Annotated in this window: 23 protein-coding genes and 3 tRNA genes; 11 read left to right on the top strand and 15 right to left on the bottom strand. The window is 39.6% G+C overall.

Annotated features, from left to right (window positions below):
• Window positions 1-24 precede the first annotated feature (24 nt).
• Complete coding sequence (locus QQS40_RS06905) at window positions 25-582, top strand: plasmid fertility inhibition factor family protein (RefSeq protein WP_011271830.1); 558 nt, start codon at window positions 25-27, stop codon at window positions 580-582.
• Between the two features lie 215 nt (window positions 583-797).
• Here QQS40_RS06905 and QQS40_RS06910 read toward each other — a convergent pair whose 3' ends face one another.
• The 13 genes from QQS40_RS06910 to QQS40_RS06970 form a co-directional block, all read right to left on the bottom strand.
• Window positions 798-1,316, bottom strand: coding sequence for a membrane lipoprotein lipid attachment site-containing protein (locus QQS40_RS06910; protein ID WP_005687559.1), 519 nt, complete (start codon window positions 1,314-1,316; stop codon window positions 798-800).
• Window positions 1,317-1,342: 26 nt separating this feature from the next.
• Complete coding sequence (locus tag QQS40_RS06915) at window positions 1,343-1,765, bottom strand: single-stranded DNA-binding protein (protein ID WP_005687556.1); 423 nt, start codon at window positions 1,763-1,765, stop codon at window positions 1,343-1,345.
• A gap of 245 nt (window positions 1,766-2,010) precedes the next feature.
• A complete protein-coding gene (locus tag QQS40_RS06920; protein WP_005653583.1) occupies window positions 2,011-2,484 on the bottom strand; it encodes a DUF3158 family protein in 474 nt (157 codons plus the stop codon).
• Between the two features lie 14 nt (window positions 2,485-2,498).
• Window positions 2,499-3,254, bottom strand: a complete 756-nt coding sequence (locus tag QQS40_RS06925) for a PFL_4669 family integrating conjugative element protein (RefSeq protein WP_112064984.1) — start codon at window positions 3,252-3,254, stop codon at window positions 2,499-2,501.
• A gap of 264 nt (window positions 3,255-3,518) precedes the next feature.
• Window positions 3,519-4,742, bottom strand: a complete 1,224-nt coding sequence (locus QQS40_RS06930) for an STY4528 family pathogenicity island replication protein (protein WP_049380300.1) — start codon at window positions 4,740-4,742, stop codon at window positions 3,519-3,521.
• Between the two features lie 149 nt (window positions 4,743-4,891).
• Complete coding sequence (locus tag QQS40_RS06935; RefSeq protein ID WP_005653590.1) at window positions 4,892-5,443, bottom strand: DUF2857 domain-containing protein; 552 nt, start codon at window positions 5,441-5,443, stop codon at window positions 4,892-4,894.
• Window positions 5,443-7,143, bottom strand: coding sequence for a ParB family protein (locus tag QQS40_RS06940; RefSeq protein WP_112064982.1), 1,701 nt, complete (start codon window positions 7,141-7,143; stop codon window positions 5,443-5,445). Before QQS40_RS06940 ends, QQS40_RS06935 begins: the two co-directional genes overlap by 1 nt.
• On the bottom strand, window positions 7,136-8,491 hold the full coding sequence (gene dnaB / locus QQS40_RS06945) for a replicative DNA helicase (protein ID WP_112064981.1): 1,356 nt from the start codon (window positions 8,489-8,491) through the stop codon (window positions 7,136-7,138). Before dnaB ends, QQS40_RS06940 begins: the two co-directional genes overlap by 8 nt.
• Before the next feature lies 1 nt (window position 8,492).
• A complete protein-coding gene (locus QQS40_RS06950; RefSeq protein WP_005653598.1) occupies window positions 8,493-9,329 on the bottom strand; it encodes a ParA family protein in 837 nt (278 codons plus the stop codon).
• Between the two features lie 75 nt (window positions 9,330-9,404).
• A tRNA-Leu gene (locus tag QQS40_RS06955) sits at window positions 9,405-9,491 on the bottom strand.
• Window positions 9,492-9,495: 4 nt separating this feature from the next.
• Window positions 9,496-9,571: transfer RNA gene (locus QQS40_RS06960), tRNA-Gly, on the bottom strand.
• A gap of 155 nt (window positions 9,572-9,726) precedes the next feature.
• Window positions 9,727-10,284, bottom strand: a complete 558-nt coding sequence (pgsA, locus tag QQS40_RS06965; protein WP_054418055.1) for a CDP-diacylglycerol--glycerol-3-phosphate 3-phosphatidyltransferase — start codon at window positions 10,282-10,284, stop codon at window positions 9,727-9,729.
• Window positions 10,285-10,376: 92 nt separating this feature from the next.
• On the bottom strand, window positions 10,377-10,979 hold the full coding sequence (locus QQS40_RS06970; RefSeq protein ID WP_126470937.1) for a peroxiredoxin C: 603 nt from the start codon (window positions 10,977-10,979) through the stop codon (window positions 10,377-10,379).
• 140 nt (window positions 10,980-11,119) lie between these two features.
• Between QQS40_RS06970 and metC the strand changes: the two genes are divergently transcribed.
• The 3 genes from metC to QQS40_RS06985 all read left to right on the top strand — a co-directional run bounded on the left by metC (window position 11,120) and on the right by QQS40_RS06985 (window position 14,338).
• The gene (gene metC, locus QQS40_RS06975; RefSeq protein ID WP_329504530.1) at window positions 11,120-12,310 is read left to right on the top strand and encodes a cystathionine beta-lyase; all 1,191 of its coding nucleotides are present in this window, start codon (window positions 11,120-11,122) and stop codon (window positions 12,308-12,310) included.
• A gap of 91 nt (window positions 12,311-12,401) precedes the next feature.
• Entirely contained in the window at window positions 12,402-13,757 is a 1,356-nt protein-coding gene (gene mpl, locus QQS40_RS06980) for a UDP-N-acetylmuramate:L-alanyl-gamma-D-glutamyl-meso-diaminopimelate ligase (RefSeq protein ID WP_329504532.1), read from the top strand.
• Window positions 13,758-13,831: 74 nt separating this feature from the next.
• Complete coding sequence (locus tag QQS40_RS06985; protein WP_289901257.1) at window positions 13,832-14,338, top strand: DUF2301 domain-containing membrane protein; 507 nt, start codon at window positions 13,832-13,834, stop codon at window positions 14,336-14,338.
• A 113-nt stretch (window positions 14,339-14,451) separates the two neighbouring features.
• Here QQS40_RS06985 and QQS40_RS06990 read toward each other — a convergent pair.
• A tRNA-Met gene (locus tag QQS40_RS06990) sits at window positions 14,452-14,528 on the bottom strand.
• Window positions 14,529-14,720: 192 nt separating this feature from the next.
• Here QQS40_RS06990 and mltA point away from each other — a divergent pair.
• From mltA to rlmKL, 4 genes are all read left to right on the top strand, one after another.
• Window positions 14,721-15,848 (top strand): murein transglycosylase A, encoded by a 1,128-nt coding sequence (mltA, locus tag QQS40_RS06995; protein WP_289901256.1) that lies wholly within the window; start codon window positions 14,721-14,723, stop codon window positions 15,846-15,848.
• Entirely contained in the window at window positions 15,848-16,609 is a 762-nt protein-coding gene (gene tcdA, locus QQS40_RS07000) for a tRNA cyclic N6-threonylcarbamoyladenosine(37) synthase TcdA (RefSeq protein WP_289901255.1), read from the top strand. The genes mltA and tcdA overlap by 1 nt, the downstream gene beginning before the upstream one ends.
• 167 nt (window positions 16,610-16,776) lie before the next feature.
• Window positions 16,777-17,763 (top strand): zinc ABC transporter substrate-binding protein ZnuA, encoded by a 987-nt coding sequence (znuA, locus tag QQS40_RS07005; RefSeq protein WP_329504537.1) that lies wholly within the window; start codon window positions 16,777-16,779, stop codon window positions 17,761-17,763.
• A 119-nt stretch (window positions 17,764-17,882) separates the two neighbouring features.
• Window positions 17,883-20,018 (top strand): bifunctional 23S rRNA (guanine(2069)-N(7))-methyltransferase RlmK/23S rRNA (guanine(2445)-N(2))-methyltransferase RlmL, encoded by a 2,136-nt coding sequence (rlmKL, locus tag QQS40_RS07010; RefSeq protein ID WP_289901253.1) that lies wholly within the window; start codon window positions 17,883-17,885, stop codon window positions 20,016-20,018.
• A gap of 35 nt (window positions 20,019-20,053) precedes the next feature.
• Here rlmKL and QQS40_RS07015 read toward each other — a convergent pair whose 3' ends face one another.
• Complete coding sequence (locus QQS40_RS07015; RefSeq protein WP_329504540.1) at window positions 20,054-21,958, bottom strand: monovalent cation:proton antiporter-2 (CPA2) family protein; 1,905 nt, start codon at window positions 21,956-21,958, stop codon at window positions 20,054-20,056.
• Between the two features lie 167 nt (window positions 21,959-22,125).
• Between QQS40_RS07015 and QQS40_RS07020 the strand changes: the two genes are divergently transcribed.
• Genes QQS40_RS07020 through hrpA form a run of 3 tightly spaced genes read left to right on the top strand, consistent with a single transcriptional unit; the run spans window position 22,126 to window position 26,876 of the window.
• Window positions 22,126-22,578: a DUF441 domain-containing protein gene (locus QQS40_RS07020; protein ID WP_065243362.1), complete on the top strand. Its 453-nt coding sequence runs from the start codon at window positions 22,126-22,128 to the stop codon at window positions 22,576-22,578.
• Window positions 22,579-22,968 (top strand): DUF423 domain-containing protein, encoded by a 390-nt coding sequence (locus QQS40_RS07025; RefSeq protein WP_128787532.1) that lies wholly within the window; start codon window positions 22,579-22,581, stop codon window positions 22,966-22,968.
• Entirely contained in the window at window positions 22,965-26,876 is a 3,912-nt protein-coding gene (gene hrpA, locus QQS40_RS07030) for an ATP-dependent RNA helicase HrpA (RefSeq protein ID WP_329504543.1), read from the top strand. The genes QQS40_RS07025 and hrpA overlap by 4 nt, the downstream gene beginning before the upstream one ends.
• Window positions 26,877-26,879: the final 3 nt, after the last annotated feature.

Below are 26,879 nucleotides of genomic sequence, written 5' to 3' on the forward strand. Positions count from 1 at the left end.
TCTTTTTAAACTGAGGAGTAAATCATGATAAAACTGACCCCTTCATCAATTGGAGTGATGGTTGATACGCTTAGATATTCAGGTCGAGATAGATATATTATTTTTAGAATGAAAACGAGAGAGCAGAAAGTCGTGTATATGCGTTATCCACAGCATATTGAAAATATGGCTAATCAAGAGAACATGATTGTCATCGTAGATGCTCAAAAGTTTCTTTCTTTATGGCAGCGATCACCGTATGAGGTAGATAAAAATACATGTGCGGGCGATGAGTCAACATGGAGAAAAGATTATAAGTTTCATCATGCTGAAAACGGATTTGCTAAAAGTATGGATTCTCCAGTTCCACTTGCAGATGTAAATGTTCATATTAAAGATGGAGAAATAAGCTGTAGTCTTAATGATGGTATGACAAGAACGCTTTGGTTGCTTGCAAATGGTGTAAAGGAGTTTCCTATTTTGGTTAGAAACCATAAAGAGAAAGCTAAAATTCTGTCAAAGTATGCAAGCCCATTATCTTCACTTCATTTTGAGCCACTTAATTTATTTTTTGCAATTACAGGAGAAAAATACCCCTTGTAGCCAAGGGGTAAACGTTTGAGATATTAAACAATATGAGGAAAAGGAAAAGTTTGGATGGATCTCAAAAAACAAATTTGTTTCGTTATCTATCATACAAAATAATCGTTATTATCGGTATCGAAATTTAAAAATAACTGAAATAAAAAAAGCCCCACTAAGGTTGGGGCAAAGGAGAATGAGGTATTGATTACCTACACTATGTTTATGTTGTCGTATTATTTAATTGCTTTTATCACTTCTGATTTAACAAATTGAGCAAAATCAGATTCATTTGAGGATGCAATCCAGGAAATTCTAACCTTGCCATCCTCTTTTGCAAGCGTTATGTCAATTTTTCGACCGCCAACATAGCTATTTGCCATGTGATAATAGACCCCAGGAGTCGCTTCATGAGCATGTCCTTCTTCATCTAAAAGCGATTCGTAACGTTGACGCTCATACCCGGATAATCCACTTAATGCTTCCTCCCGTGTTTTGAATTTTAAATTACGTTTAATTTTTACGTAAAGAGAGTCAATATTTTTAGATGATGTAATTGAATCCTCTACGTTATAGCGATGAGAACGAGAACTTTGAGTGTAAGCCACACCGGAAGAACTAGAGGAACTATTCCCCCCGCCAAGAACACTGCTGAGCTGACCTGCAACATTACCAACCGCATCATTCAATGAGTTTAATTCAGCACAACCACTTAAAGCAGCGACGGCAGATAAAACAAAAATTATTTTTTTCATCACGATTAACCTTAATTATATTGAGTTCAGAATGGTATTGAATCATCAAAAGCATTTGCCGATGCATCTTGTTGTGGCATTGGCTGAGAATTATTTGCACCATCTGCACTTTGAGGGCGAGTACCTAACATTTGCATTACATCACCTTGGATTTCCGTGGTATAACGATCTTGCCCGTTTTGATCTTGCCATTTACGAGTACGCAAGCGTCCTTCAATATAAACTTGCGCTCCTTTCTTGAGATATTGGCCACAAATTTCAGCTAATTTGCGATAAAAAACGATTCGATGCCATTCAGTCACTTCACGACGTTCACCGGTGTTTTTATCCGTCCAAGCTTCGCTAGTTGCTACACTGATATTTGCAACTGCTTCACCATTCGGCATGCTTCGCATTTCAGGATCATTACCTAAATGTCCCACGATAATTACTTTATTAATTCCAGCCATATTGATTTCTCCTAAATCACAAAATTAACTGTCAAGATTGTGCATTTTTTACATCTAATCCTTAAGGGTAAATTCAGTAAAAAACACAGAGATTTTTTAACACAACCACGAAAGGCAAAGGCTTTTTTTCGTTAAGGTAAGGGGCTTGTCCCCTTACCTTTAAAAGGCCTTTTAGTGAGCCGATCACAAACTATATAAATTAGCCGATTACAAACTAGAAGATCCAACGTTCACAAATGTGAATGTTATAAATGATCTTCTATCTCTTTAATTTTATCTACCGCACTTGATACCTGTCTCATCATAAAATTTAGTACGGAGACCTGCAGATTAATCAAAATGCGTTCTTTCTCAGCTGAGACAAGTTTTTGTCGTAAGTCTGAAGATAACTGAGGATTATTAAATACCGGATTTAACACAGCATCACCAGTCTTAGAAGCTTGAAAACTGCGCCAGCGTAAAAACGTCCCACCGGATGATGATGCTTTATCTCGGATCATGTGAATAGGTAATACACTAAGTTCACTTTTACGGACATTCTGCAACATTTCATTCTGCTGCAACATTAAAGCTTCACGGACTGTAGCAAGGGATTCAGCTAGTAATTCATACTGTTGCACTGAGTCTAACTCACTGAATAACTGTTTCAGCGAGTCATTAAGTGGGGTTGTGCGTCCTAATTGTTTATACATATCAGAAGGAATGAGCACGTTATCCATAATCCCAATCTCCATTATTCAGTTTTATTTGCTGTAATTTGGACTTCAACAGAGCCATTATTATCTGATTCAGCAAGTGATGATTTTTTAATTGTTGGAGCAAATGTTGCACGTGTTGTACCGGAAAGCACGTCAGGCGTTAAGGTATATTTCATACGTTTTACAGCAGCTTGATAGCGAGCGTTATTTTCAAGCGCATCTTGGCGTGTAATACCGGAATTTCGGTAATTCTCAAGCACACCAAATGCACGACGAATTAATTTAGCTCCGGATTCTAGCCAATCATACGCATCATCTTTTGTAAGTAATGCAATATGTGAAGCGGTCATCACTGTACGAGCTAACGAATCAAAATCAGCCAAAAGATACAATAATTGATAACCCAGCTGAGTATTCACAAAAATAGGGTATTGAATCGGAGCAATATTGGCGCAACGCTCAATTTGAAAGTTTTCAGGGATTTTCTCACTGTAGAGATTAACCATTCTCCAGGTCATATCTTGCATCTCTTTACGAAACCCTAATACTTTTTGTTCAAAACGAAGAAGATAATCATCAGCATAAGGATCATCTTGTTCGGCAGCTTGCTGAATTTGACTCAATAGAGATAGAGCATTAGGAATACTGAGAATTGATGATGTAACGACTTCCCCGGCTTCATTTTTAACTAAGTCACGACCATTCCAAAGACGTGTTGCATACTGAGTATGAAGCGTAAATGTAATCTCACTGCGTAACGGCCCAAGCTGTTGGTTGTATGTTGTTGTCATGTTATGTCACCTTTTATCATTTGGTTAAAATTTGCACTTTGTAAAGTCCCTTTACATTGGTTAAATATTGTTCACTGTGCAGTCCCCGCACACTGGTTAATTTTTGTTCACTGTGCAGTCCCCGCACACTGGTTAATTTTTGTTCACTGTGCAACCCTAGCACAGTGATTAATTTTTGTACTTTGTCCAGCCCCTGGACAGTGATTAAATTTTGTACTTTGTAGAACCCTTCTACACGACACAGTTTGCTTTTATACAGCTTATTCAATTGCAAATTGAAGCTTTAAATTGTCGAATACGATCAGCTCTCGCTTTTCGCTCTTCTTCAGATTGCACTCGCATTGGCTTTATTGCGTTATCTGCTTTTACATTATTAACTAAGCTAGTTTCATCATGTTGTGATAACCGATTTTTTGATGATAATGATTGCGCTTGTGTAGCTAAAAATTGTTCATACAAATACGGTTTAAATTCACCACGATGTGCACGTTGGATTAATGTCACTACATAGCCTTGTGGTTTTTTCACTTCACCTTTTATCACACGCTGTTCAAGCTCAAATAAAATCGCTTTACAGATTCCTAAATCAAGTCCACGCATCGCTTGCATAATTGCTGTTTTTTCCAATGATGAAAACTGAATATTAGTCGGCCAGTCAATTTCATCCGCATTACCAGTACAGTACGTATTTATATAAATACTAGTACCTGTACTGTACTGTGAAAAACCTGAGTTCCCTTTTGGAACTAAGCCTGAAATCAATGACTTATCATTATTTTGGGCACTGAGTTCCCTTTTGGAACTCTGTTTGATTTTGCTGAGTTCCATTTTGGAACTAAGGTGATTTTTACTGAGTTCCCCTGTTTTTTCACAGAGTTCCTTATTGGAACTTAGTAGGTTTTCTTGAATAAATGTTGATTCTTCTTGCTCTGAAATATCCATTTTTGGACGTTTTTGATAGTCTTGAAGGCGAGCTCGCATCCAGTCAATGTGAGAAATATAATGCCACTGAGTATTATCCGAGAGCAGGTTTTCTACAATATGGTTTGCTACACCTCGCACAAAGTTATCTCGATGCTGAATGGATTTTTCAAGGAGTGCGATGTAATCATGGTTTAATTGAATCGTATCAATGATTGGCATAGGTTCATCATGAAGGATGTAAAAATTACCCAATACTTGACCTTGCTCATTACGTACAGTTTCACAAAGTGTTAGCCAACGAGTTAATCTAAGTAATAACAACGTTTGGCTAACTAGCTTACGCGAGAGTTCTGCTTCATCATAAGGTTTATCTGAAAGTAATTTTGCAAGCACTTCGTATGATGGGAACATGCCTGATTGAAATTCTCTTGCTTTGTATTTTATAAGTTGCCATGCCAATTTTGCTCTTGATGTTAAATAAGGATCAAATAGCAAACGGGTTGGAACTGTTTCATGCTGGTTGCCAAAAAAGAGCAACCCATGCTCTTGTAATTTTGTTTCCATAATTTAATTCTCTCTGAGAATATTTCATTTTTATTGTTGCAATGTGCTTAAACATCTTTACAATAGCCAATGAACTTTCCCAAGTTCCTTACTAACGATATGAATAACGCCCAACTTAACGTAACGCACTAGGTTGGGCGTTATGTTTTTTAAGCTGCATTCCAGCGGCTAACAAGTTTCCAAATTTCAGTTAAATTAATACCGGTTTCTTCCGCAATTAAAATTAACAGCTCTAGTCCTTCTGTTGATTCAATTGTTTGAACATCACCTTTATGCTCTTGCCATAAGTCCCAAATTAATTTTTCTTCCTCTTCGGTTGCAGCTGGCTTACGTCCCATTGGTTCTTGTTTTCCAAGTAGGCTACGACGAGCAGATACTTTTGAAGTGGTTAAGCCGAAGTAGGAATTGAGCATTTGGATGGATGCACCTAACATTAATGCGCGATCAATAAGGCGACGTTCTTGTGACGACATGCGTACTCGAGCCACTAATCGCCAAAATGCATCGTGATTAATTTCAACTTTGGCAAAGGGAGCTTTGGTGTTAGCCAGTTCATAAACTTCCTCTGTGCTGAGTTTTTCAATTTCTTGCAATTCTTGTTTTGAGAAACCATAGTTCCGGCAAACATTGATATTGCCTTCTTGTAAATTAACCAAAATCTCATTCAATACCACTTGGTTTAAATTGCTGAACATGCTCATTATGCATCTCCTTCTGAACGAATATAGCGAACGAGGCGAATTAAACGGAATAATTTAACTAGCGTGGTATCATCAATTTCTTGAGTATTGAGTAAATATTCCGGTAATAAGGTGAAAGATGTCTGTGGGTGCACATCTGTTTGTAATAAATTTAAGAAGTCATAACACATCTGTGCTACACCGCTCACATCTTTATCTAATGGTTTTACGCGGTAAGTGTAATCAACAGGCTCTTTTACTACATGTTCAATGTAGTCAGTTAATCCAACACTTTCCGCAATGTCGAGTGCTAGTGAATAAGCTTCTACTTTATGCTGACGACCAGGATAAATTTTCCAAATATCATCAACTGGTTGACGGCCTACGCAAGCAAAGCTTAATCCATTTTCTTCCGCACGTTGTTGACGTTGTTCTTGGATGCTCATACCTGGAGTAATGCCAAATTGTTGAGTTAAATTTTTAGCAAAATCAAAAGAAAGCCCTTCTGAATTAGCATTAGTTTCATCAAACTCTTCATCCTCTGTTTTATTATCTGCTTCATCCTCAAATGAAGGAGAAATTTCAACACTTGCTTGCTTTAATACTGGCGCAGGTATTGATTTTTTTTCAGTAGTAGTCATTTTTGGAGTAGTGACTACACTAGGTTGAGATAATGTATCTAATGTGGTTTCTTGTGGCTGTGGTGTATTAAACGCTTGAACATCTTGGATGCTTTCTTGTACGCTTTGCTGTATTTCGTGTTGTTTTTGCGCCATTTTCTTGAATTTTTGCTCATCGAGATCAATTTCAAGATAAAGGACTTCATAACTCACACGATCACCTAACATGGATGACATTTCATCAATAAGATAATCTTGGAAAGTTTTAATATGGAATGGCTGATCGTCGTTACAGCGAGATAAGCTATTTCCCCAAATTTCATCGAAAGAAACATCTAATTCAAATTGATAATTTTGCCAAATGGCTAAGGCGTTATTACGAATCGCAAGCAATTTATCAATTGGCGCATGTCCCAGCCCATTAAATAGCACATCAGGAATGTATGGGTATAGGAAATTAATACAGCGTTCCATTTTTGCTACTGTTGTATTAGCAATAATGTATCCATCATGTTCTAACTCACTTGAAAGCTCGCGAGAAGAAAGGGATTTTCCTAACTTTTGCTCATAGTATTCTTTCGCTTGCTGGATGCCCAAGGCTTTCTCAATAAACGTGAGGTCTGCACGTGTATCATTTTCAATTAAATGACCAATAAGCAAATCTAATTCCGCTTCTACACTATCAGCACTTCCACCTTTCCAGGGTTTATATAAGCATTCAATAGACCAAAAACGTTGATCTTGAGTCTCTGTAAACAGTTCTTTTAATGCTTGAATACGAGTATTCCCACCGTCAGCGATGATATAAAAAGGTTCACCAGGTCGTTGAGTGATATTTGGTTTATGATCAAGACCACGACGACGAATTGACTCTTTAATCATTTCAAAGTTAGGATTACGTGTCTTACGAGGGTTGTGTTCATAAGGGCGTAATTTATCTAACGTAACGGTAATGTATTTAGATTGCGCAGGATAATGTGTTGCTGTTGTTGTTTGATAAGCAGCAGACTGATTATTAATAGGTTGAACATTTAATCCTTTCGCAATCGCGTCTAATTGACTTTGTTGTTTTTTATTTTTAGCAATAAATGGATTATTCATAATATCTATCCTGTGTCGTTAAATTCTCAAAAAGGCTGTATTGACCTTGAAACAGTGTTTTTACTGTGGCTAACGGGCCATTACGCTGTTTACCAATGATGATTTCCGCAATGCCTTTATCTTCTGTGTCAGGGTTATAAATTTCATCTCTATAAAGATGAATGATGACATCAGCATCTTGTTCAAGAGAGCCGGAGTCACGTAAGTCGGCATTGATTGGACGCTTATTAGCTCGATTTTCTAAACCTCGGTTTAGTTGAGATAATGCATAAATTGGGCATCCAGTTTCTTTGGCTAATTTCTTTAAATCATTGGATATTTCGGCAAGTTCTAAATTGCGATTTTCAGTTTTATTTCCGGTTCTCATTAGTTGGATATAATCAATGAAAATCGCTTTAGGTTTACCGTATAGACGAGTGTTTTTACGTACTTTGGCGCGTAAACGATGAGGTGTTAAAGAAGGTTCATCATCAATTAGCAAACGACCTTTCCAGTCTTTTTTAATTGTCCCCATTGCATTAGCAAGACGAGTCCATTCTTCCTCTTCAAGCTCAGTCGCTTGACGAATAGATTGCAAGCTGACGCGAGAGCGCATTGCCATAAAACGCTCTAATAGTTGATCAGCTGGCATTTCTTGGCTGTAAAATTGGATAGGGCTGTCAGGGAATTTATCTAACGTACTTGCGGCAATCGTTTGTGCAAAGGTTGTTTTACCCATTGCTGGACGAGCTGCAATAATGATAAGTTCTCCTGGTTGACCGCCTGTTGTTGCTCTATCTAATTCAATAATGCCTGTTGGTGTTCCACTAACTGGATCGGCATTAATAGAGGAAGTTTCCATGCGAGAAAGGATTCTCTCGAAACTGGCATTAAGATCAGCAACACCATCCGTCTCTTGTTCGATGACAATATTGGTATATTGCTTATCAACACTTTCCTCAAAAGAAGTTAATTCAATTTCATCTTTTGAAGATTGCATTTCAGTTACAATAAACTGGCCCAGGGTCAAAAAACGACGTTGTTTGCTATAACGAGAAATAATCTCAGCATACGCAGTTATATTTGATGCAGAAGGAGTATTGTGAATAACTTCTGCTAGATATGCTAATCCCCCTATCTGATCAATCAGTTTTTTATCTTTGAAATACCGCTCCAAAGTTAAAATATCAGCGGGTTTTCCTTGTGTTAATAGATGGCTAACACCTTCAAACAATACTTTATGAGCTGAGACATAAAAATCATCAGAGCGCAGTAAAGTTGCGATCTCATCAAATTTATCATTATCAATAATGAGAGCACCAATGACCGCACTTTCTGCTTCAATAGAAGCAATAAGTTTATCAGTCATATTAGCCTTCCTTTTTCATTGGTTTATCAAAAAGTGTTTTGAATTGAGGGAGTAACAAGCAACACAGTTCTTTGATAACGGGATATTCAGCCTGGCTATGGCGATAAACTGGCAGTGAATAAGTTGCAGCTTCTCTATATGCCACATGCGCTGGGATTGAAAAATCAAGGAAGGTTTTGCTTTCATCAAAATTGGTTTCAAAGAGTACGTGTAATTGATTGAGTACAAATTTCACGTCATTAGTATTATCAACGCAATTTGCGATAGCTTTGAGAGGTGGTAATTTGAAACCAAATGATTCAAAGGTTTCTAAATCTTGATACATTCCGATAGTTCCACGGATAAATTCTTTCGCAGAAAGAATGTGTGGAAGAATAGGGCAGAATAGGATGTCAGCTGCTAAGACAGACATATCGACAGTAATGTCTCTAGTACCTCGAGTATCAACCACAATAACATCATAATTATCAATGTTTTTAATTAAGTGACTAAATCGAATTGCACCATCAGGGGCATTACGTAGAGTTTGACTTACATTGTTTGATGGGTCATTTGATTGAATTAAATCCAAATTTGGAATGGATGTTTTTGAAATGATATGGGAAGGTTCAATATCACGACGGGTTAAAAACTCATAAATACCACCGGGAGCTTCTTCAGTTAAAGCATAATAAGAGCTTAAGGTTGGTTGAGTATCAGTATCAATAAGAAGAGTTCTTAAACCGTGGTCAGCGCAGAACGCCCCAATATTGGCAGCATTTGTACTTTTTGCAGAACCGCCTTTAGTACAAGCGACAGTAATAATATAAGGTTTTTTAGAAATAGAAGAGAAGTCCATAATTCCTCACCTAACGATAATTAAAAATTAAAGTTAAGTATTGGACTAGGTACTGATTATTGGTTTGGAATTAGATGGTGCCCGAAGCCAGACTTGAACTGGCACGCCTCGAAAGGCGAGGGATTTTAAATCCCTTGTGTCTACCGATTCCACCACTCGGGCAAATTGGAGCGGGAAACGAGGCTCGAACTCGCGACCCCGACCTTGGCAAGGTCGTGCTCTACCAACTGAGCTATTCCCGCGTTTGCTTGTTGCCAAACAACGGGGCGTATTTTACGGATTTATCTCATTGTGTCAAATAAAATTCGTAAAAAAAGTTTTTGATTGGTTAAAAATAGTTCAAAAATAAAAGGTTCGATTAAAATAACCGCACCTTTTATTTAAAATTTAGTCAATTCTATAATTCAATGTTATCTAACAAGCTGCCTTTTGCTGCTTTTAAGTATTGAAGCATTGACCAAACCGTTAAAATCGCAGCTAAATAGAGCAATACAATTGCTAGCGTTTCCATATACACATTATATCGCCAGAGTAATCCACCTAAAGCGAGCATTTGAGAGGTTGTTTTTACTTTTCCTAGCCATGAAACAGCCACTTTATTACGCTCACCTAATTCAGCCATCCATTCACGTAAAGCAGAGATAATGATTTCACGTGAAATCATGATAATCGCTGGAATAGTAATCCAGAAAGAATGTTGATATTCTACAATTAATACTAGCGCAGTGATCACCATTACTTTATCGGCAACAGGATCAAGGAAAGCACCGAAACGTGTTGTTTGTTTTAATTTTCGAGCAAGATAGCCATCAAACCAGTCAGTGACCCCGGCGATAAAGAAGATAAGCGTTGTAATAAAAGGTGCAGAAGGGATAGGCAAATAAAACGCCACGACGAAGAATGGAATTAAAATCACTCGGAGAATCGTCAGAAAAATAGGAATATTATATTTCATAAAAAAATAACCGTACTTTGGTTAAAGATACGCTCATTCTAAAGGATCTACAAAAATAAAAAAAGCCACTTAGTGTGGCTTTTTCTTAAAAGTTAAAGTTTATCAGCGTTTTGTTTCAAGTATTTAGCAACACCTTCAGGGTTGTCTTTCATGCCTTCTTTACCTTTTTCCCATTGAGCAGGGCAAACTTCACCGTGTTCTTCGTGGAATTGCAACGCATCAACCATACGTAACATTTCATCGATGTTACGACCTAATGGTAAATCGTTTACGATTTGGTGACGAACAACACCGTTTTTGTCGATTAAGAATGAAGCACGTAATGCAACACCTTCTTCTGGATGTTCGATACCGTATGCTTTCGCGATCTCATGTTTAACGTCAGCTGCTAATGCATATTTAACTGCACCGATACCGCCGTTTTCAGTTGGGGTATTACGCCATGCGTTGTGAGTAAATTGAGAGTCAATAGATGCACCAACAACTTCAACACCACGTTTTTTGAATTCTTCATAACGGTGGTCGAATGCGATTAACTCAGATGGGCAAACGAAAGTGAAGTCTAATGGGTAGAAGAATAATACCGCTGCTTTACCTTCGATATGTTTTTTGAAATTGAAGTTATCAACGATTTCACCATTGCCTAAAACTGCAGAGGAAGTAAAATCTGGAGCTTGACGAGTTACTAATACCATAGTCATAATTCCTATATAAATGTTAATAAAAATTTTGCGAATGCAAAATTCGGGGAATATTTTAAAAAAATTAACCGCACTTTAACAGCTGTTTTTATCTATTGAATTAATTAATATTGTCTAAGTTATAGGTGAAATATATGTCAGAACATCATACTTTATCAACTACACTGGTTCATGCAGGACGTAAAAAACGTTTTACCCAAGGGGCTGTAAATCCAGTGATCCAACGTGCTTCTTCTTTAGTGTTTAAAACTATTGCAGATAAAAAATATTGCACAAAAAATCGTTACAAGGGAGAGCTTTTCTACGGTCGTCGTGGCACGTTAACTCACTTTGCACTTCAAGATTTAATGTGTGAAATGGAAGGCGGAGCTGGTTGTTATCTTTACCCTTGTGGCGCTGCAGCGGTAACAAATGCAATTTTATCCTTTGTGGAAACAGGAGATCATGTCTTAATGACAGGGGCGGCCTATGAGCCGACACAAGATTTTTGTAATATAATTTTGAAAAAAATGCATATTGATACGACCTATTATGATCCAATGATAGGTACTGATATTGCGAAACTCGTGCAGCCAAATACAAAAGTCTTATTTTTGGAGTCACCAAGTTCTTTAACGATGGAGGTGCCTGATATTCCTGCAATTGTTAAAGCGGTTCGAGCTGTGAGTCCTGAAATCGTCATTATGATTGATAATACATGGGCTGCGGGGGTATTATTTAAAGCGTTAGAGCACAGTATTGATATTTCTATTCAAGCAGGAACGAAATATTTAGTAGGGCATTCTGATATCATGATCGGTACAGCCGTGGCTAATGCACGTACTTGGGATAAATTGCGTGAGCATTCTTATTTAATGGGACAAATGGTTGACGCCGATTCTGCCTATACGACGGCTCGTGGCATTCGCACCTTAGGTGTGAGATTAAAACAACATCACGAAAGTAGTTTAAAAGTGGCCAAATGGTTAAGTGAACAACCACAAGTTAAAGCAGTGTATCATCCTGCGTTACCAAGTTGCCCAGGCCATGAAAACTTTAAACGTGATTTTACCGGCGCAAGCGGTTTATTCTCTTTCGAATTACATAAACGTTTAAACGATGAAGAGCTTTCCGCCTTTATGGATCATTTTGATCTTTTCACAATGGCTTATTCTTGGGGCGGGTTTGAATCGCTCATTTTATGCAATCAACCAGAAGAAATTGCAAAAATTCGCCCAGGTATTGAGCGTAAATTAACGGGGTCATTAATTCGTGTGCATATTGGATTTGAAGACACGGATGAATTAATTGCTGATCTTCAAGCGGGCTTTGATAGAATCAAATAAGAAAGAGGGCTGTTTATGTAAACAGCCCTTATTTACTCAATCTTTGAGTTGATTTATCATAGTCAGCATTTTTAGTAAGTAGAGAAGAACAATGAAACATATTCATATTTTAGGCATCTGCGGTACCTTTATGGGTGGTGTTGCGATGATTGCCAAACAAATGGGCTATAAAGTAACGGGTTCCGATACCAATGTTTACCCACCGATGAGCACCTTTTTACAAGAGCAGGGCATTGAGATTATTCCCAATTATGATGTAGCTCAACTTCAGCCTGCGCCAGATATGGTGATTGTCGGAAATGCTATGAAACGTGGTAATCCTTGCGTGGAATATATTTTGGATAATGCCTTGCCTTACACATCAGGCCCTCAATGGTTACACGACCATTTATTGCGTAATCGTTGGGTGTTAGCGGTTTCAGGTACACATGGTAAAACCACAACAACGGGGATGTTGACTTGGATTTTAGAACAAAATGGCTTAAAACCAGGTTTCCTAATCGGTGGAATTGCGGGCAACTTTGGTACTTCTGCTCGTTTAGGGGAAAGTGAGTTCTTTGTGATTGAAGCGGATGAGTATGATACGGCGTTCTTTGACAAGCGTTCTAAATTTGTACATTACAATCCGAAAACCTTGATCATTAACAATATCAGCTTCGATCATGCTGACATCTTCGATGATCTTCACGCGATCCAGCGTCAATTCCATCATATGATCCGAACTATTCCTTCTACAGGACGCGTTCTTTCTTTTGCAGATGAGCAGAGCGTGAAAGAAACCCTCAATATGGGCTGTTGGTCAGAACAGCAGTTTATTGGTAAAGATAAAGAATGGTTTGCGGAACGTATTACTAATGATTGCTCAGAATTTACTGTATTCCATCACGGTAAAAAAGTTGCTGAAGTGAAATGGAATATTGTCGGACAGCACAATATGCACAATGCGTTAATGGCGATTGCGGCGGCTTACCATGCGGGTATCAAAATTGAAGATGCATGTCAGGCATTGGGCAGCTTTATCAATGCAAAACGTCGTTTAGAAGTGAAGGGGGAAGTAAACGGTATTACGGTTTATGATGACTTCGCTCACCATCCAGAAGCCATTCTGGCGACACTTACTGCGTTGCGTGACAAAGTAGGCGGTGGCGTACGTATTCTTGCCGTATTAGAGCCTCGTTCAAACACCATGAAAATGGGCGTGCATAAAGATGAAATTGCGCCAGCGCTTGGACGTGCTGATGCGGTGTTTATGCTACAACCAGATAATATTCCATGGGATGTGGCTGAAATTGCAGGACAATGTGTGCAACCTGCACATTACACAGGAAATGTTGATAAATTAGTCGATATGATTGTGGCAGAAGCAAAACCAACGGATCATATTCTTGTGATGTCAAATGGTAGCTTTGGCGGCATTCATCAAAAGATTTTAGATCGATTAAAATAATCTCAATGTTAAGTGTGGTCAAAAATGAGAGTGTTTTTGACCGCACTTTTTATTATCAAAAATAAGGAAATTACATGGCTGATCCACATATTCAATCTCTAATGGATGTTTGGGATAAACTCACTGTCATTATTTATCGCACAGGCTTTGTCATTGCGGCATTTAGCATCTTGGCTTTAACTTGGTATCCTCAACAAGCTCAAATTGCCGTGTTGATTGCGGCAACTTGTTGTGCATCATCCCTTCATATTTATTTAAAGCATTTCCGTTTAACATTCCAATTTGCCACGTGGCTTGCACTCTTATGTGCGCTTTTAGGTTGGCATGAATTGGCACTGGGTGGAGCATTGGTCACACTGGGCGGTTTATGTTTTAAAGAATACTTCTGTTTTAGAGTACCGCTATTAAATTTACAACCTGCATTTGTCGCCGCACTTTGGTTTACTTGGGTATTTGAAGGTGGTTGGATTGTCCGAATTTTGTCGGTGATTGTTGGCGGATTATTATTAATTCTAGCGGTTCAAAAATGGCGAATGCCATTACATTTTGATATTGGCGATAAGACAAAGTATCAAATCTAATAAGATTGAGTGATAAAGGCATAATGTTTCAGGACATTGTGCCTTTTTATTTCGATTAAATTTACCTTTATTTAAAAACGAAAAAAGCACCGAAATTTCGGTGCTTTGTAATTTGGTTGCGGGGGCCGGATTTGAACCGACGGCCTTCGGGTTATGAGCCCGACGAGCTACCAAGCTGCTCCACCCCGCGTCTGATGGCGCGTAATATACTCGTTTCAAAAATTATTGCAAGATTTAAACTGAATTTGACTTTCCGTTTGTTAAGAAAATAAACAAAATGAATATTAATTAACCATTTTATGAAATAGTGCTAGTCCTAAAAGGGAATTTTTGATAGCGTATGCACCTTTGTATTGAGTTAGTTTAATTTAGGAAAATAAGAATGAAATTTCGTCAAAATCTCGCTGTAAAAATGCTCTCTGTAATGGCGGCAGTTTCGGTGCTTGCGTCATGTGGTTCAGCACCAAGTAAAGTCTCTTCTAAAAATAATTCTAGCTTGCCGCGTACAGCAACGGGCGATGATCCACAAAAATTTGGGGCAAAGTATAGCGGACGTAATTATCAACAAGCTATTTTAAGCCCAGTGGCTTCCGTGGAGAACAAAGGTGCGGTAGTTAACCAAGGTGATTTTTTAACGCAGTTGACGAATGTTCGTGATTATTCAAATTCATTAACAAATCGCTTTGCGGCGAATTATGGCAAAATCACTAACTGGGTACTTGCAGGGGCCAATGTGAATGAATTAGCGCAATACGGCATCAACCCACAGATTATGAAAGGTTTCGATGGTTATCAAAACGTGTTGATGACAGGTTATTATTCGCCAGTGATTCATGCACGCCGTACTGCACAAGGTCAATATCAACATCCAATTTATGCGATGCCAAGCTATAAACGTTATAGCCGTGCAGAAATTTATAATGGTGCATTGGCAGGACAAGGCTTAGAGCTCGCTTACAGTGATTCAATGATGGATAACTTCCTACTAGGCGTGCAGGGGAGTGGCTATGTTGATTACGGTGATGGCAATTTAAATTATTTAGCCTATGCGGGTCAAAATGGTTATAAATATCAAGCGGTTGGTCGTTTGTTAGTAGAAGATGGTGAAATTCCAAAAGAAAAAATGTCTATTCAAGCGATTCGTGAATGGGGGAAAGCAAACCCATCTCGAGTACGAGAATTGTTAGAACGTAACCCATCTTATGTTTTCTTTAAAAACGATCCGACAGGTAAAGTGAAAGGTTCTGCTGGTGTGCCTTTAGTGCCAATGGCTGCTGTTGCTTCTGATCGCAATGTGATTCCTTCTGGAACCGTATTATTGGTTGAAGTACCTGATATTGATAATGAGGGTAACTGGATGGGCACACACAAATTACACTTAATGGTAGCACTTGATGTGGGCGGAGCAGTAAATGGTCACCACTTTGACTTATACCGTGGTATTGGCGATCAAGCGGGTCATATTGCGGGGTTATCAAAACACTATGGACGCGTTTGGGTACTACAATAATGGCTCGAGTTGATAACTACGAACAACGTTTTGGCGGCATTGGCCGCCTTTACACACCAGAAGGCTTGGCGCGTTTGCGTCAGGCTCATGTGTGCGTCATTGGTATTGGCGGTGTAGGTTCGTGGGTGGTGGAAGCGCTTGCGCGAAGTGGCGTAGGGCAGATCACAATGATTGATATGGATGATATTTGTGTCACTAATATTAATCGTCAGCTTCCTGCGTTGAGTGGCAATATTGGCAAGCTTAAAACGGAAGTGATGGCAGAACGCGTTAAGCTGATTAATCCAGAATGTGTGGTGAATATTATCGATGATTTCATTTCACCGGATAATCAAGCCGAATACTTAAATCGTGGTTATGATTATGTCATTGATGCCATTGATAATGTGAAAACCAAAGCAGCCATGATTGCCTATTGCAAACGTAATAAAATCAAGATTATTACTATTGGTGGCGCAGGTGGTCAGACAGATCCATCCAAAATCCAAATTGCTGATTTAAGCAAAACGATTCAAGATCCATTATTGGCGAAAGTGCGGTCAGTTTTACGTAAGGATTTTAATTTTACCCAAAATCCACAACGTAAATTTGCAGTTGATGCGGTGTTTTCAACCCAGCCTTTGATTTTCCCTAAAATGGGCGAGGGCTGTAAAGTATCAGCCACCATGAATTGTGCAAATGGTTTTGGTGCGGCAACCATGATCACCGCAACCTTTGGATTTTTTGCCGTTTCTAGGGTAATAGACAAGTTATTAAAATAAAGAAATGAAGCAACGTGAAAACGTTGCTTTTTCTTTATGAATAAAAGTATTCAATAAGATGAAGAAATATCACTTCATTTTTTTAATTTGAAATGTTGCAATTTTATCAAAAAGGCGTAGTCTATGTTGGGTTTGAGAATAATTCCCAATAAAAGTAAGGAAACAAAATGAAACAAGTATTAAAAATGAGTGCAATTTCTACCGCACTTTTAACCCTTCCAATGATGGCAAATGCTGATGTATTGGCCTCCGTGAAACCGCTCGGTTTTATTACATCATCTATTGCAAACGGTGTGACAGATACACAGGTTTTAGTACCAGCTGGTGCTTCTCCACATGATTACAGCTTAAAACTTTCAGATGTGCAAAAAGTGAAATCTGCAGATTTAGTGCTTTGGGTTGGTGAAGATATTGACGCTTTCTTAGCGAAACCGATTAGCCAAATTGATAGTAAAAAAGTCATCAATATTTCTGATATTCCAGAAATTAAACCGCTTTTAAGCAAAGTCCATCATGAACATTATCATGAAGGCGATGAACACGAGCACGGTCATGATCATAAACATGGACACGATCATAAGCACGAACATGGTCATGACCATAAGCATCATCACCACGACGTGGATGAAAATGGATTAAGCGTGAACTGGCATTTATGGTATTCACCAGCCATCAGCCAAATTGTGGCACAGAAAGTGGCGGATAAATTAACGGAACAACATCCGGATAAAAAAGAGCTCATTGCGAAAAACTTAGCCGATTTTAACCGCACTTTGACTGAGCAAAGCGACAAGATCAAAGCACAATTAGCGCCACTCAAAGATAAAGGTTTCTTTGTGTTCCATGATGCTTATAGCTATTTCAATGAGGCTTATGGTTTAAATCAAACCGGTTATTTCACCATTAATCCATTAGTGGCACCAGGTGCAAAAACCATTGCTCACATCAAAGAAGAAATAGAAGAACACCATGTAAATTGTCTTTTTGCTGAACCGCAATTCACACCAAAAGTGATTGATTCGCTTGCACAAAGCACAAAAGTTAATGTTGGTCGTTTAGATCCTATTGGCGATAATGTACAGCTTGGTCCAAATTCTTATGCGAATTTCCTTCAAGCCACCGCTGATAGCTATGCTCAATGTTTAAGTAAATAATCAAAAATCTCCCCCTCGCCCCCTCTTTACAAAAGAGGGGGAATATTCTTGAAATATCCCCAAATTTAACCGCACTTTCGTGCTATAATCCGCCCAATTTTTCCCTATCGAGAAAACGCATGAAACAACTATTTGCCACAACTGCCCGTGGTTTTGAAGAACTCTTAAAAGTCGAACTGGCTGAGCTTGGTGCAACAGAATGTAAAATTGCACAAGGCGGCGTACATTTTCAGGCTGATGATGAAACACTTTATCGAAGCTTACTATGGTCACGTTTAGCTTCACGTATTTTGTTACCTATTGTAAATGGCAAGGTATACAGTGATTTAGACTTGTATTCAATTGTGACAGGGCAAGATTGGTTAAGTTATTTTGACGAGAAAGCCACATTTTTTGTTGATTTCAACGGGACAAACCAAGAAATTCGTCACACCCAATTTGGTGCGATGCGTGTGAAAGATGCCATTGTGGATTATTTTGAACGCCAAGGGAAAGCGCGCCCAAATGTGGATAAAGACTATCCGGATATTCGAATTCATGCTTATTTAAATAAAGAAGAACTCGTTGTTTCACTCGATTTAAGTGGTGAAGCATTGCATTTGCGTGGCTATCGTGAAGATACAGGGCAAGCGCCTTTACGTGAAACCTTAGCCGCCGCGATTGTGCTTCGTTCAGGTTGGAAAAAAGGAACACCGTTAGTGGATCCAATGTGTGGTTCTGGCACCTTGCTAATTGAAGCGGCACAGATGGAAGCACAAATTGCACCGCAATTACATCGTTTACATTGGGGCTTTGATTGCTGGAAAGGGCATAATCAAGATGCTTGGGATAAGGTGAAAGCAGAGGCGGTACAACAAGCGGAAACTTATTTTAATCAAAATCTAAAACCGCATTTTTATGGCTTCGATCTCGATCATCGCGTACTGAAAAAAGCACAAAAAAATGCACAAAATGCAGGTGTGGCACATTTAATCCAGTGGAAACAAGGTGATGTCGCCGCATTAAAGAATCCAAGCCCAGATGAAGTGGGAACAGTGATTTGTAACCCACCTTACGGTGAACGTTTAGGCACAACCCCTGCGTTGATTGCACTATATTCAGTCTTTGGACAACGTCTTAAAAATGAATTTGGTGGTTGGAATGCATCGATTTTCAGTAGTGAATCTACGTTGCTTGATTGCTTGCGTATGCGTTCTTATCGTCAATTTAAAGCGAAAAATGGCCCATTAGATTGTGTTCAGAAGAATTATCAAATTTCCGAGCGCAAAGAAAGTGCGGTTGAAAATCCGCTTGAATTTGACCGCACTTCAACGGTCGCGGTGGATTTTGCGAATCGCTTGCAAAAAAATATCAAGAAAATTGAAAAATGGGCGAAACAGCAAGGCCTTGATGCGTATCGTTTATATGATGCTGATTTACCGGAATATAACGTAGCGGTGGATCGTTATGGCGATCATATCGTGGTGCAAGAGTATGCCGCCCCGAAAAATATTGATGAAAATAAAGCCCGTCAACGTTTATTGGATGCAGTGACTGCAACCTTGCAAGTCACTGGTATTGAAACCAATAAACTGATTTTGAAAGTCCGTCAAAAACAAAAAGGCACCAATCAATATGAAAAATTGGCCAATAAAGGCGAATATTTCTATGTAAATGAATACGGCGCACAGCTTTGGGTGAATTTAACGGATTATTTAGATACAGGATTATTCTTAGATCATCGTTTAACCCGTAAAATACTTGGTGAAATGGCAAAAGGCAAAGATTTCCTCAATCTTTTTGCTTATACCGGTTCAGCAACGGTTCACGCAGCATTAGGTGGGGCAAAATCGACAACAACCGTGGATATGTCTAACACTTATTTAAACTGGGCAGAGCAAAACCTGATTTTAAATGATATTGAAGGCAAGCAGCACAAGCTCATCCAGGCAGATTGTTTGCAGTGGTTAGAGAAATGTGATTGCCAGTTTGATTTGATTTTCGTGGATCCGCCAACATTCTCGAATTCTAAGCGTATGGAAGACAGTTGGGATGTACAACGTGATCACATCAAATTAATGCGTAATCTTAAGCGTATTTTACGTCCTAACGGCACCATCGTGTTCTCGAACAATAAACGTGGTTTTAAAATGGATTTTGAGGCGTTAGATGAATTAGGATTAAGTGCGGTCGAAATTTCAGCGAAAACCTTACCGCTTGATTTTGAGCGAAATAAACAAATCCACAACTGCTGGGTTGTGACAATGAAAGCCTAATAAAAAGCCCGATAATGATTTATCGGGCTTTTTTGTTATTCGACTTCTTTTTGTTTTTCGGTTTCAGAATCATCATGAAGAAGGGTTTCGACCGCAGCTTCATCATTGATCTCATCTTCTTTTTCTAAGATTTCCGCTGCTTCTTCATTTAATGCTTTAGCATCAGAATGTGGTTTGATGAAGGGTTTAGGCATCCAATATTTTCGGATGATGTCTGTTGAGAAACTATGTAAAACTTCTTCATTTAAGCGTTCTTGATCTAAATAACGAACTTCCGCAATGATTTCATCTGCTTCAATTTTGTTTACACCTAATTGCATTAACGCTGCATGACTGAGCGTGAGGGCAGACTCAAAGGTCTCACGTACAATAAAGTCCACATCTAGCTTAATAAGACTCACGGTTGTTTGGCGGTCATAAGTTCGCGCCAATATTGGGAGTTTCGGATAAGCATCTTTCAAATTCTGAACGATGTTTTCAATACGTTGTGTATCGTTAATCCCGATGACAACACATTTAGCTTTTTCGATACCCGCTGCACGTAAAACATCAAGGCGAATACCGTCACCGTAATAAACTTTAAAACCAAATTTAGCTGCCGCACGAATGTTTTCGATGTTACGGTCAATCACCGATACGTTAATACCACGAACAAGAAGCGATTGACACACGATTTGGCTGAAACGACCAAAACCAATCACGAGCACGCTATCTTCTAAATCCACAATTGGATCGAGATCGCTAGTATCGACTTTTTCCTCTTGATTCGCTGATTTGCGTTGGTTGATTTTACGCATTAATAAGCCAATCAATGGTGAGAATAACATTGAGATAATGACTGCAGCGGTAAAAGTCGCATTTTGATCTTTTGTCATCACGCCTGCAGTAGTCGCAGCAGAGAAGAGTACGAATGCAAATTCACCACCGTGCGCCATGATGGTCATTCGTCCAACCGATTCGGTACGGTCAAGTTTTGTAATACGCGCCACGGTATAAACGGCTAAGGCTTTGCCGACGATGTAAAGGCATACGATACCTAACAACCAAACCGCATCATTGAAGACTAAACTGAGGTCAAGCGACATTCCCACGCCCATAAAGAAGAGACCGAGCAATAAACCACGGAATGGTTCAATATCGGCTTCTAATTGGTGACGGAATGCGGATTCTGAAAGCATTACACCTGCAACGAATGCGCCCATCGCCATTGAAAGGCCGCTCGCTTCCATTGCCAATGCAGCACCTAACACCACAAGTAAGGCGGCAGCTGTCATCATTTCGCGAATATGAGCTTTGGAAATCAAACGGAAAATTGGGTTCATTAACCATTTACCCGCAACGACTAAACCGACAACGGCGCCGAGTGCAATAGCGATGGATGTCCAGTTGGTTTGATGTTCAATATGTTTGGTTTCAGGCGTTAAAAAGGCAATAGATGCCAATAATGGCACAATGGATAAATCTTCAAAAATTAAGGTAGAAATAACTCGTTGGCCTTTTGGTGTATTCGTAATCCCGCGTTCTTCTAATACCTGCATCACAATAGCGGTGGAAGAAAGCGTAAAGCCCATACCCGCAATAAATGCGACCTCTTTAGGAAGATTTAAAATATAGATACCTGCAAAGGTAAGCAGAACGCCACATAGCCCGACTTGTAGAAAGCCCCGTCCAAAGATCGCTTTTCGCATCGCCCATAAACGTTCTGGATGCATCTCCAAACCGATAATAAATAAGAACATCACCACGCCCAGTTCGGCCATATGCAGAATCGATTCTGCATCTTTCACTACACCGAACACGGAAGGACCAATTAAACAGCCTGCCACTAAATAACCCAACACGCTACCTAAGCCAATACGCTTAAAAAGCGGCACGATAGTGACACTGGTAGCAAGCAGGACAACAGTTTTAATTAATTCAGGGCTGACGACATTCGACATAGGGCAAAAAACCTTAGTAAAAACAGGGAGTATGAGAAGAAAGTTGACTTGTATTCTAGCCTTTTTTCACTAAATAAAAAACACAGAAAAGCAAGAAATTGGTATAATTTACAAAAACTTTACACGCATAAAAATGGTCAGTTTTTTGACCGCACTTTAGAGGTATTATGACATTACAATTCAATATGGTCGCGTTGTTATTGGTTTTCTTAATTGTTTTAGGTTTAATTAGCCAAAATAGCGCGATTACCATCTCAGCCGCCGTGCTGTTAATTATGCAGCAAACCTTATTATCCAAATACATTCCTATACTCGAACAATACGGAGTCAAAATCGGGATCATCATTTTAACGATTGGTGTCCTAGCACCGTTAGTGTCGGGAAAAATCCAACTGCCCGATCTCAGTTCATTTTTAAACTGGAAAATGGGTGTTTCTATTTTAACAGGGGTATTCGTCGCATGGCTTGCAGGTAAAGGTGTGCCATTAATGAGTGAACAACCTGTTTTGGTGACAGGATTATTAATTGGTACGATTATTGGTGTGTCTTTCTTAGGCGGTATTCCAGTGGGACCTTTAATCGCCGCAGGGATTTTAGCTGTATTAATAGGAAAATTTTAAATGAAAAACAAATGGTTATTTATCGCGGGATTGAGCGGTTTTTTGTGTGTGACAATTGGTGCTTTTGCGGCACATGGATTAAGCAAGGTTTTAGAACCTAAAGAGTTAGCCTGGATTGAAACGGGTGTGAAATATCAAATGTTCCACACCATTGCGATTTTAGCGATTGGCATTTTGCAATTATGCCGTGAATCATTGGTTGCAAACAAAATAGTTAATCTTGCTGCAGGGACTTGGGTGTACGGTATTCTGCTCTTTAGCGGTAGCCTTTATGCGCTTGCGCTTGGTGCGGGCAAATTTCTCGTTTGGGTGACACCGATTGGAGGCACGCTCTTTTTAATTGGTTGGCTTTGCTTGGCTTACGGTGGTTTTAAAAGTAAATCAGTATGAAGAACAAATCAATCAAACGTGAATTAAATCCGATACAACAATCTCTCTTTTCGAAACTCAAGGATATTATGCTGGTGGATCAACGTCGTTTATCCGCCCGCATTCATGGTATTGGAAAAATTAAAAGCCAAGAGGCTCAGCAAGCCGTTGCCGCAGAAATCCAGATGCAGATTGAACAGGCTCAATTGCGTGTAGAAAATCGTAAAAGTGCGGTCAAAAATCCGATTGTTTTTCCAGAGAGTTTGCCCGTTAGCCAACGCAAAGCCGAAATTCAAAAACTGCTTTCTGAGCATCAGGTCATCGTGGTGGCAGGGGAAACCGGTTCAGGTAAAACCACTCAATTGCCGAAAATGTGTTTGGAATTAGGTTTCGGCAATTTAGGCATGATTGGTCATACTCAACCACGCCGTATTGCTGCTCGTTCGGTGGCGGCGCGTATTGCGGAAGAACTGGAAACGGAGCTTGGCGATTTAGTTGGTTATAAGGTTCGTTTTAACGATCAAATCAGTGATGATACGCAAATCAAGTTGATGACTGACGGGATCCTGTTAGCAGAAATTCAAAACGATCGTTTTCTCAACCAATATTCTTGTTTGATTATTGATGAAGCCCACGAACGTAGCCTAAATAACGATTTTATTCTCGGTTATCTGAAACAACTTTTACCACGTCGTCGTGATTTAAAACTCATCATCACATCCGCGACCATTGATGTGGAACGCTTTTCTAAACACTTTAACAATGCGCCGATTATTGAAGTCTCAGGTAGAACCTATCCTGTTGAAGTGCGTTATCGTCCCGTAGTGGAAGAAGACGATCAAGATCAGCTACAAAGCATTCTCAACGCAGTGGATGAACTGCAAGCAGAAGGTCGGGGCGATATCTTGATCTTTATGAACGGTGAGCGTGAAATTCGCGATACCGCCGAAGCTTTACAAAAACAAAACCTAAAACACACGGAAATTCTACCGCTCTTTGCACGCTTGTCTGCGCAAGAACAAAATAAAATTTTCCATCCGAGCGGATTAAATCGCATCGTGTTGGCGACCAACGTCGCAGAAACCTCATTGACCGTGCCGGGCATTAAATATGTAATTGACCCAGGTACTGCGCGAATTTCCCGTTATAGCTATCGCACCAAAGTACAACGTTTACCGATTGAACCCATTTCACAGGCATCTGCTAATCAGCGTAAAGGTCGTTGTGGTCGTGTAAGTGAAGGGATTTGTATTCGTTTATATTCGGAAGAGGATTTTAATTCTCGTCCGGAGTTTACCGATCCTGAAATTCTGCGCACCAATTTAGCCTCCGTTATTTTGCAAATGACGGCATTGGGTTTGGATGATATTGAAGCCTTCCCATTTGTGGATTCGCCAGATAAACGCCATATTCAAGATGGTATAAAATTGTTGGAAGAATTGGGTGCGTTTGAAATCGTTCGCACCAAATCTGGAGAGAAGCGTCAATTAACGGCTGCAGGTCGTCAATTATCGCAATTCCCTGTGGATCCACGTTTAGCGAAAATGTTGTTGAGTGCTGTTTCACAAGATGCGTTGCATGAAGTAATGATTATTGTTGCAGCGTTATCCATTCAAGATCCGCGCGAGCGTCCACAAGAAAAACAGCAAGCTTCTGATGAAAAACATCGTCGTTTTGCCGATAAAAAATCAGATTTCTTGGCTTTCCTCAATCTTTGGCGTTATCTACAAGAACAACAAAAAGAATTGAGTAAAAACCAATTCCGTCGCCAATGCCAAAAGGATTTCTTAAATTATTTACGTATTCGTGAATGGCAGGATATTTATCATCAAATTCGTTTAACTGTACGTGAAATGGGTTTGCCGATTAATTCCGAAAAAGCAGAATATCAGCAAATTCATACCGCACTTTTAAGCGGTTTGCTTTCTCATATCGGTTTAAAAGAAGCGGAGAAACAACAATATCTTGGCGCACGTAATGCCCATTTTGCAATTTTCCCCAATTCTGTACTTTTCAAAAAACAACCGAAATGGGTGATGGCGGCAGAGTTAGTGGAAACCTCCAAACTTTGGGGGCGTATGGTGGCAGAAATCGAGCCAGAATGGATCGAGCCACTAGCCGAGCATTTAATTAAAAAATCCTATTCTGAACCGCGTTGGTCAAAATCTCGTGGGGCGGTGATTGCAGATGAGAAAGTGACGCTTTACGGAGTGCCGATTGTGGCTGCGCGACCAGTGAATTACGGCTCTATCGATCCAACGGTAAGCCGTGAGATCTTTATTCAATCTGCCTTAGTGGAAGGGGATTGGAATACCAAACATAAATTCTTCAAAGAAAATCAACGACTCGTTCGAGAAGTGGAAGAGTTGGAACACAAAAGCCGCCGCCGCGATATTTTGGTGGATGATCGCACGCTTTTTGAATTTTACGATCAGCGTATTGGCACAGAAGTGGTTTCTCAAAAACATTTTGATACATGGTGGAAAAAGGCGCAGCAAAAAGATCCTGAATTGCTTAATTTTGAACGTTCATTCTTAATTAATGATGATGCGGAACAAGTGAGCAAGCTGGATTTCCCGAATTTCTGGCATCAAGGTAATTTGAAACTCAAATTAACTTATCAATTTGAACCGGGTACCGATGCAGATGGTGTGACTGTGCATATTCCGTTGCCGTTGCTCAATCAAGTGGAAATGACGGGGTTTGATTGGCAAATTCCGGGCTTGCGGGAAGAACTGGTGATTGCATTGATTAAATCGCTGCCGAAATCTTATCGCCGTAACTTCGTGCCGGCACCTAATTATGCCCAAGCTTTTTTAAGCCGAGCAGTGCCATTGGAAAAACCGTTATTAGATACGCTAATTTATGAATTACGTCGTATGACGGGCGTTACTGTAGAAGCGGAACATTGGAATTGGGAACAAATTCCAAGCCATTTGAAAATGACGTTCCGTGTGGTGGATGAAAACGGCAAGAAAATCGCTGAATCCATGAATTTGGATGAGCTGAAATTCAACTTAAAAGATCGCGTACAGGAAAGTATTTCTGCTGTGGCAGATGATGGTATTGAACAAAGCGGGCTGCATATTTGGAGCTTTGCAGAGCTGCCACAATGTTACGAACAAAAACAACGTGGTTTCAGCGTCAAAGCGTTCCCGGCCATCGTAGATGAAAAAGATGCGGTTGGTATCAAACTGTTTGAAACAGAATTTGAGCAAGCGGTGGCGATGCAACAAGGTTTGCGCCGCTTATTGTTGCTCAATGTACCGTCACCGATTAAATATCTGCATGAAAAATTGCCGAATAAGGCTAAATTAGGTCTGTATTTTACTCCGTTCGGTCGCGTGTTGGATTTGATTGATGACTGTATCGCTTGTGCGGTGGATAAACTGATTGCTGATTTTGGCGGTTTTGTGTGGGATGAAGCAGGCTTTGAAAAATTGCGTGATTTCGTTCGAGAAAATCTGAATGAAGTGACCGTGGATATCGCGCAGAAAGTGGAACAAATCCTCTCTCTCAATCACGCCTTAAACCAACGTTTAAAAGGCAAAATGGATTTCACCATGGCCTTTGCCTTTTCTGATATTAAGGCGCAATTAAGCGGGCTGATTTATCCAGGTTTTGTGCAAAAGAGCGGTTATGATCGCCTATCAGATTTACAACGCTATCTGCAAGCCGTTGATAAGCGTATTGATAAACTGGCTCAAGAGGTGAACCGCGATCGTGCCGCGATGCTACGCGTGGAACAAGTGCAACAGGCTTATCAACAATTACTCGCTAAACTGCCGAAATCTAAACCAATTTCTGATGAAGTGGCAGAAATTCGCTATATGATCGAGGAATTGCGTGTGAGTTTATTTGCTCAGCAGTTAGGTACGAAGTACCAGGTGTCGGATAAGCGGATTTTGAATGTGATTGCCGATATTTAATAT

The organism is Haemophilus parainfluenzae (genome assembly GCF_036288925.1).
Lineage (GTDB): Bacteria > Pseudomonadota > Gammaproteobacteria > Enterobacterales > Pasteurellaceae > Haemophilus_D.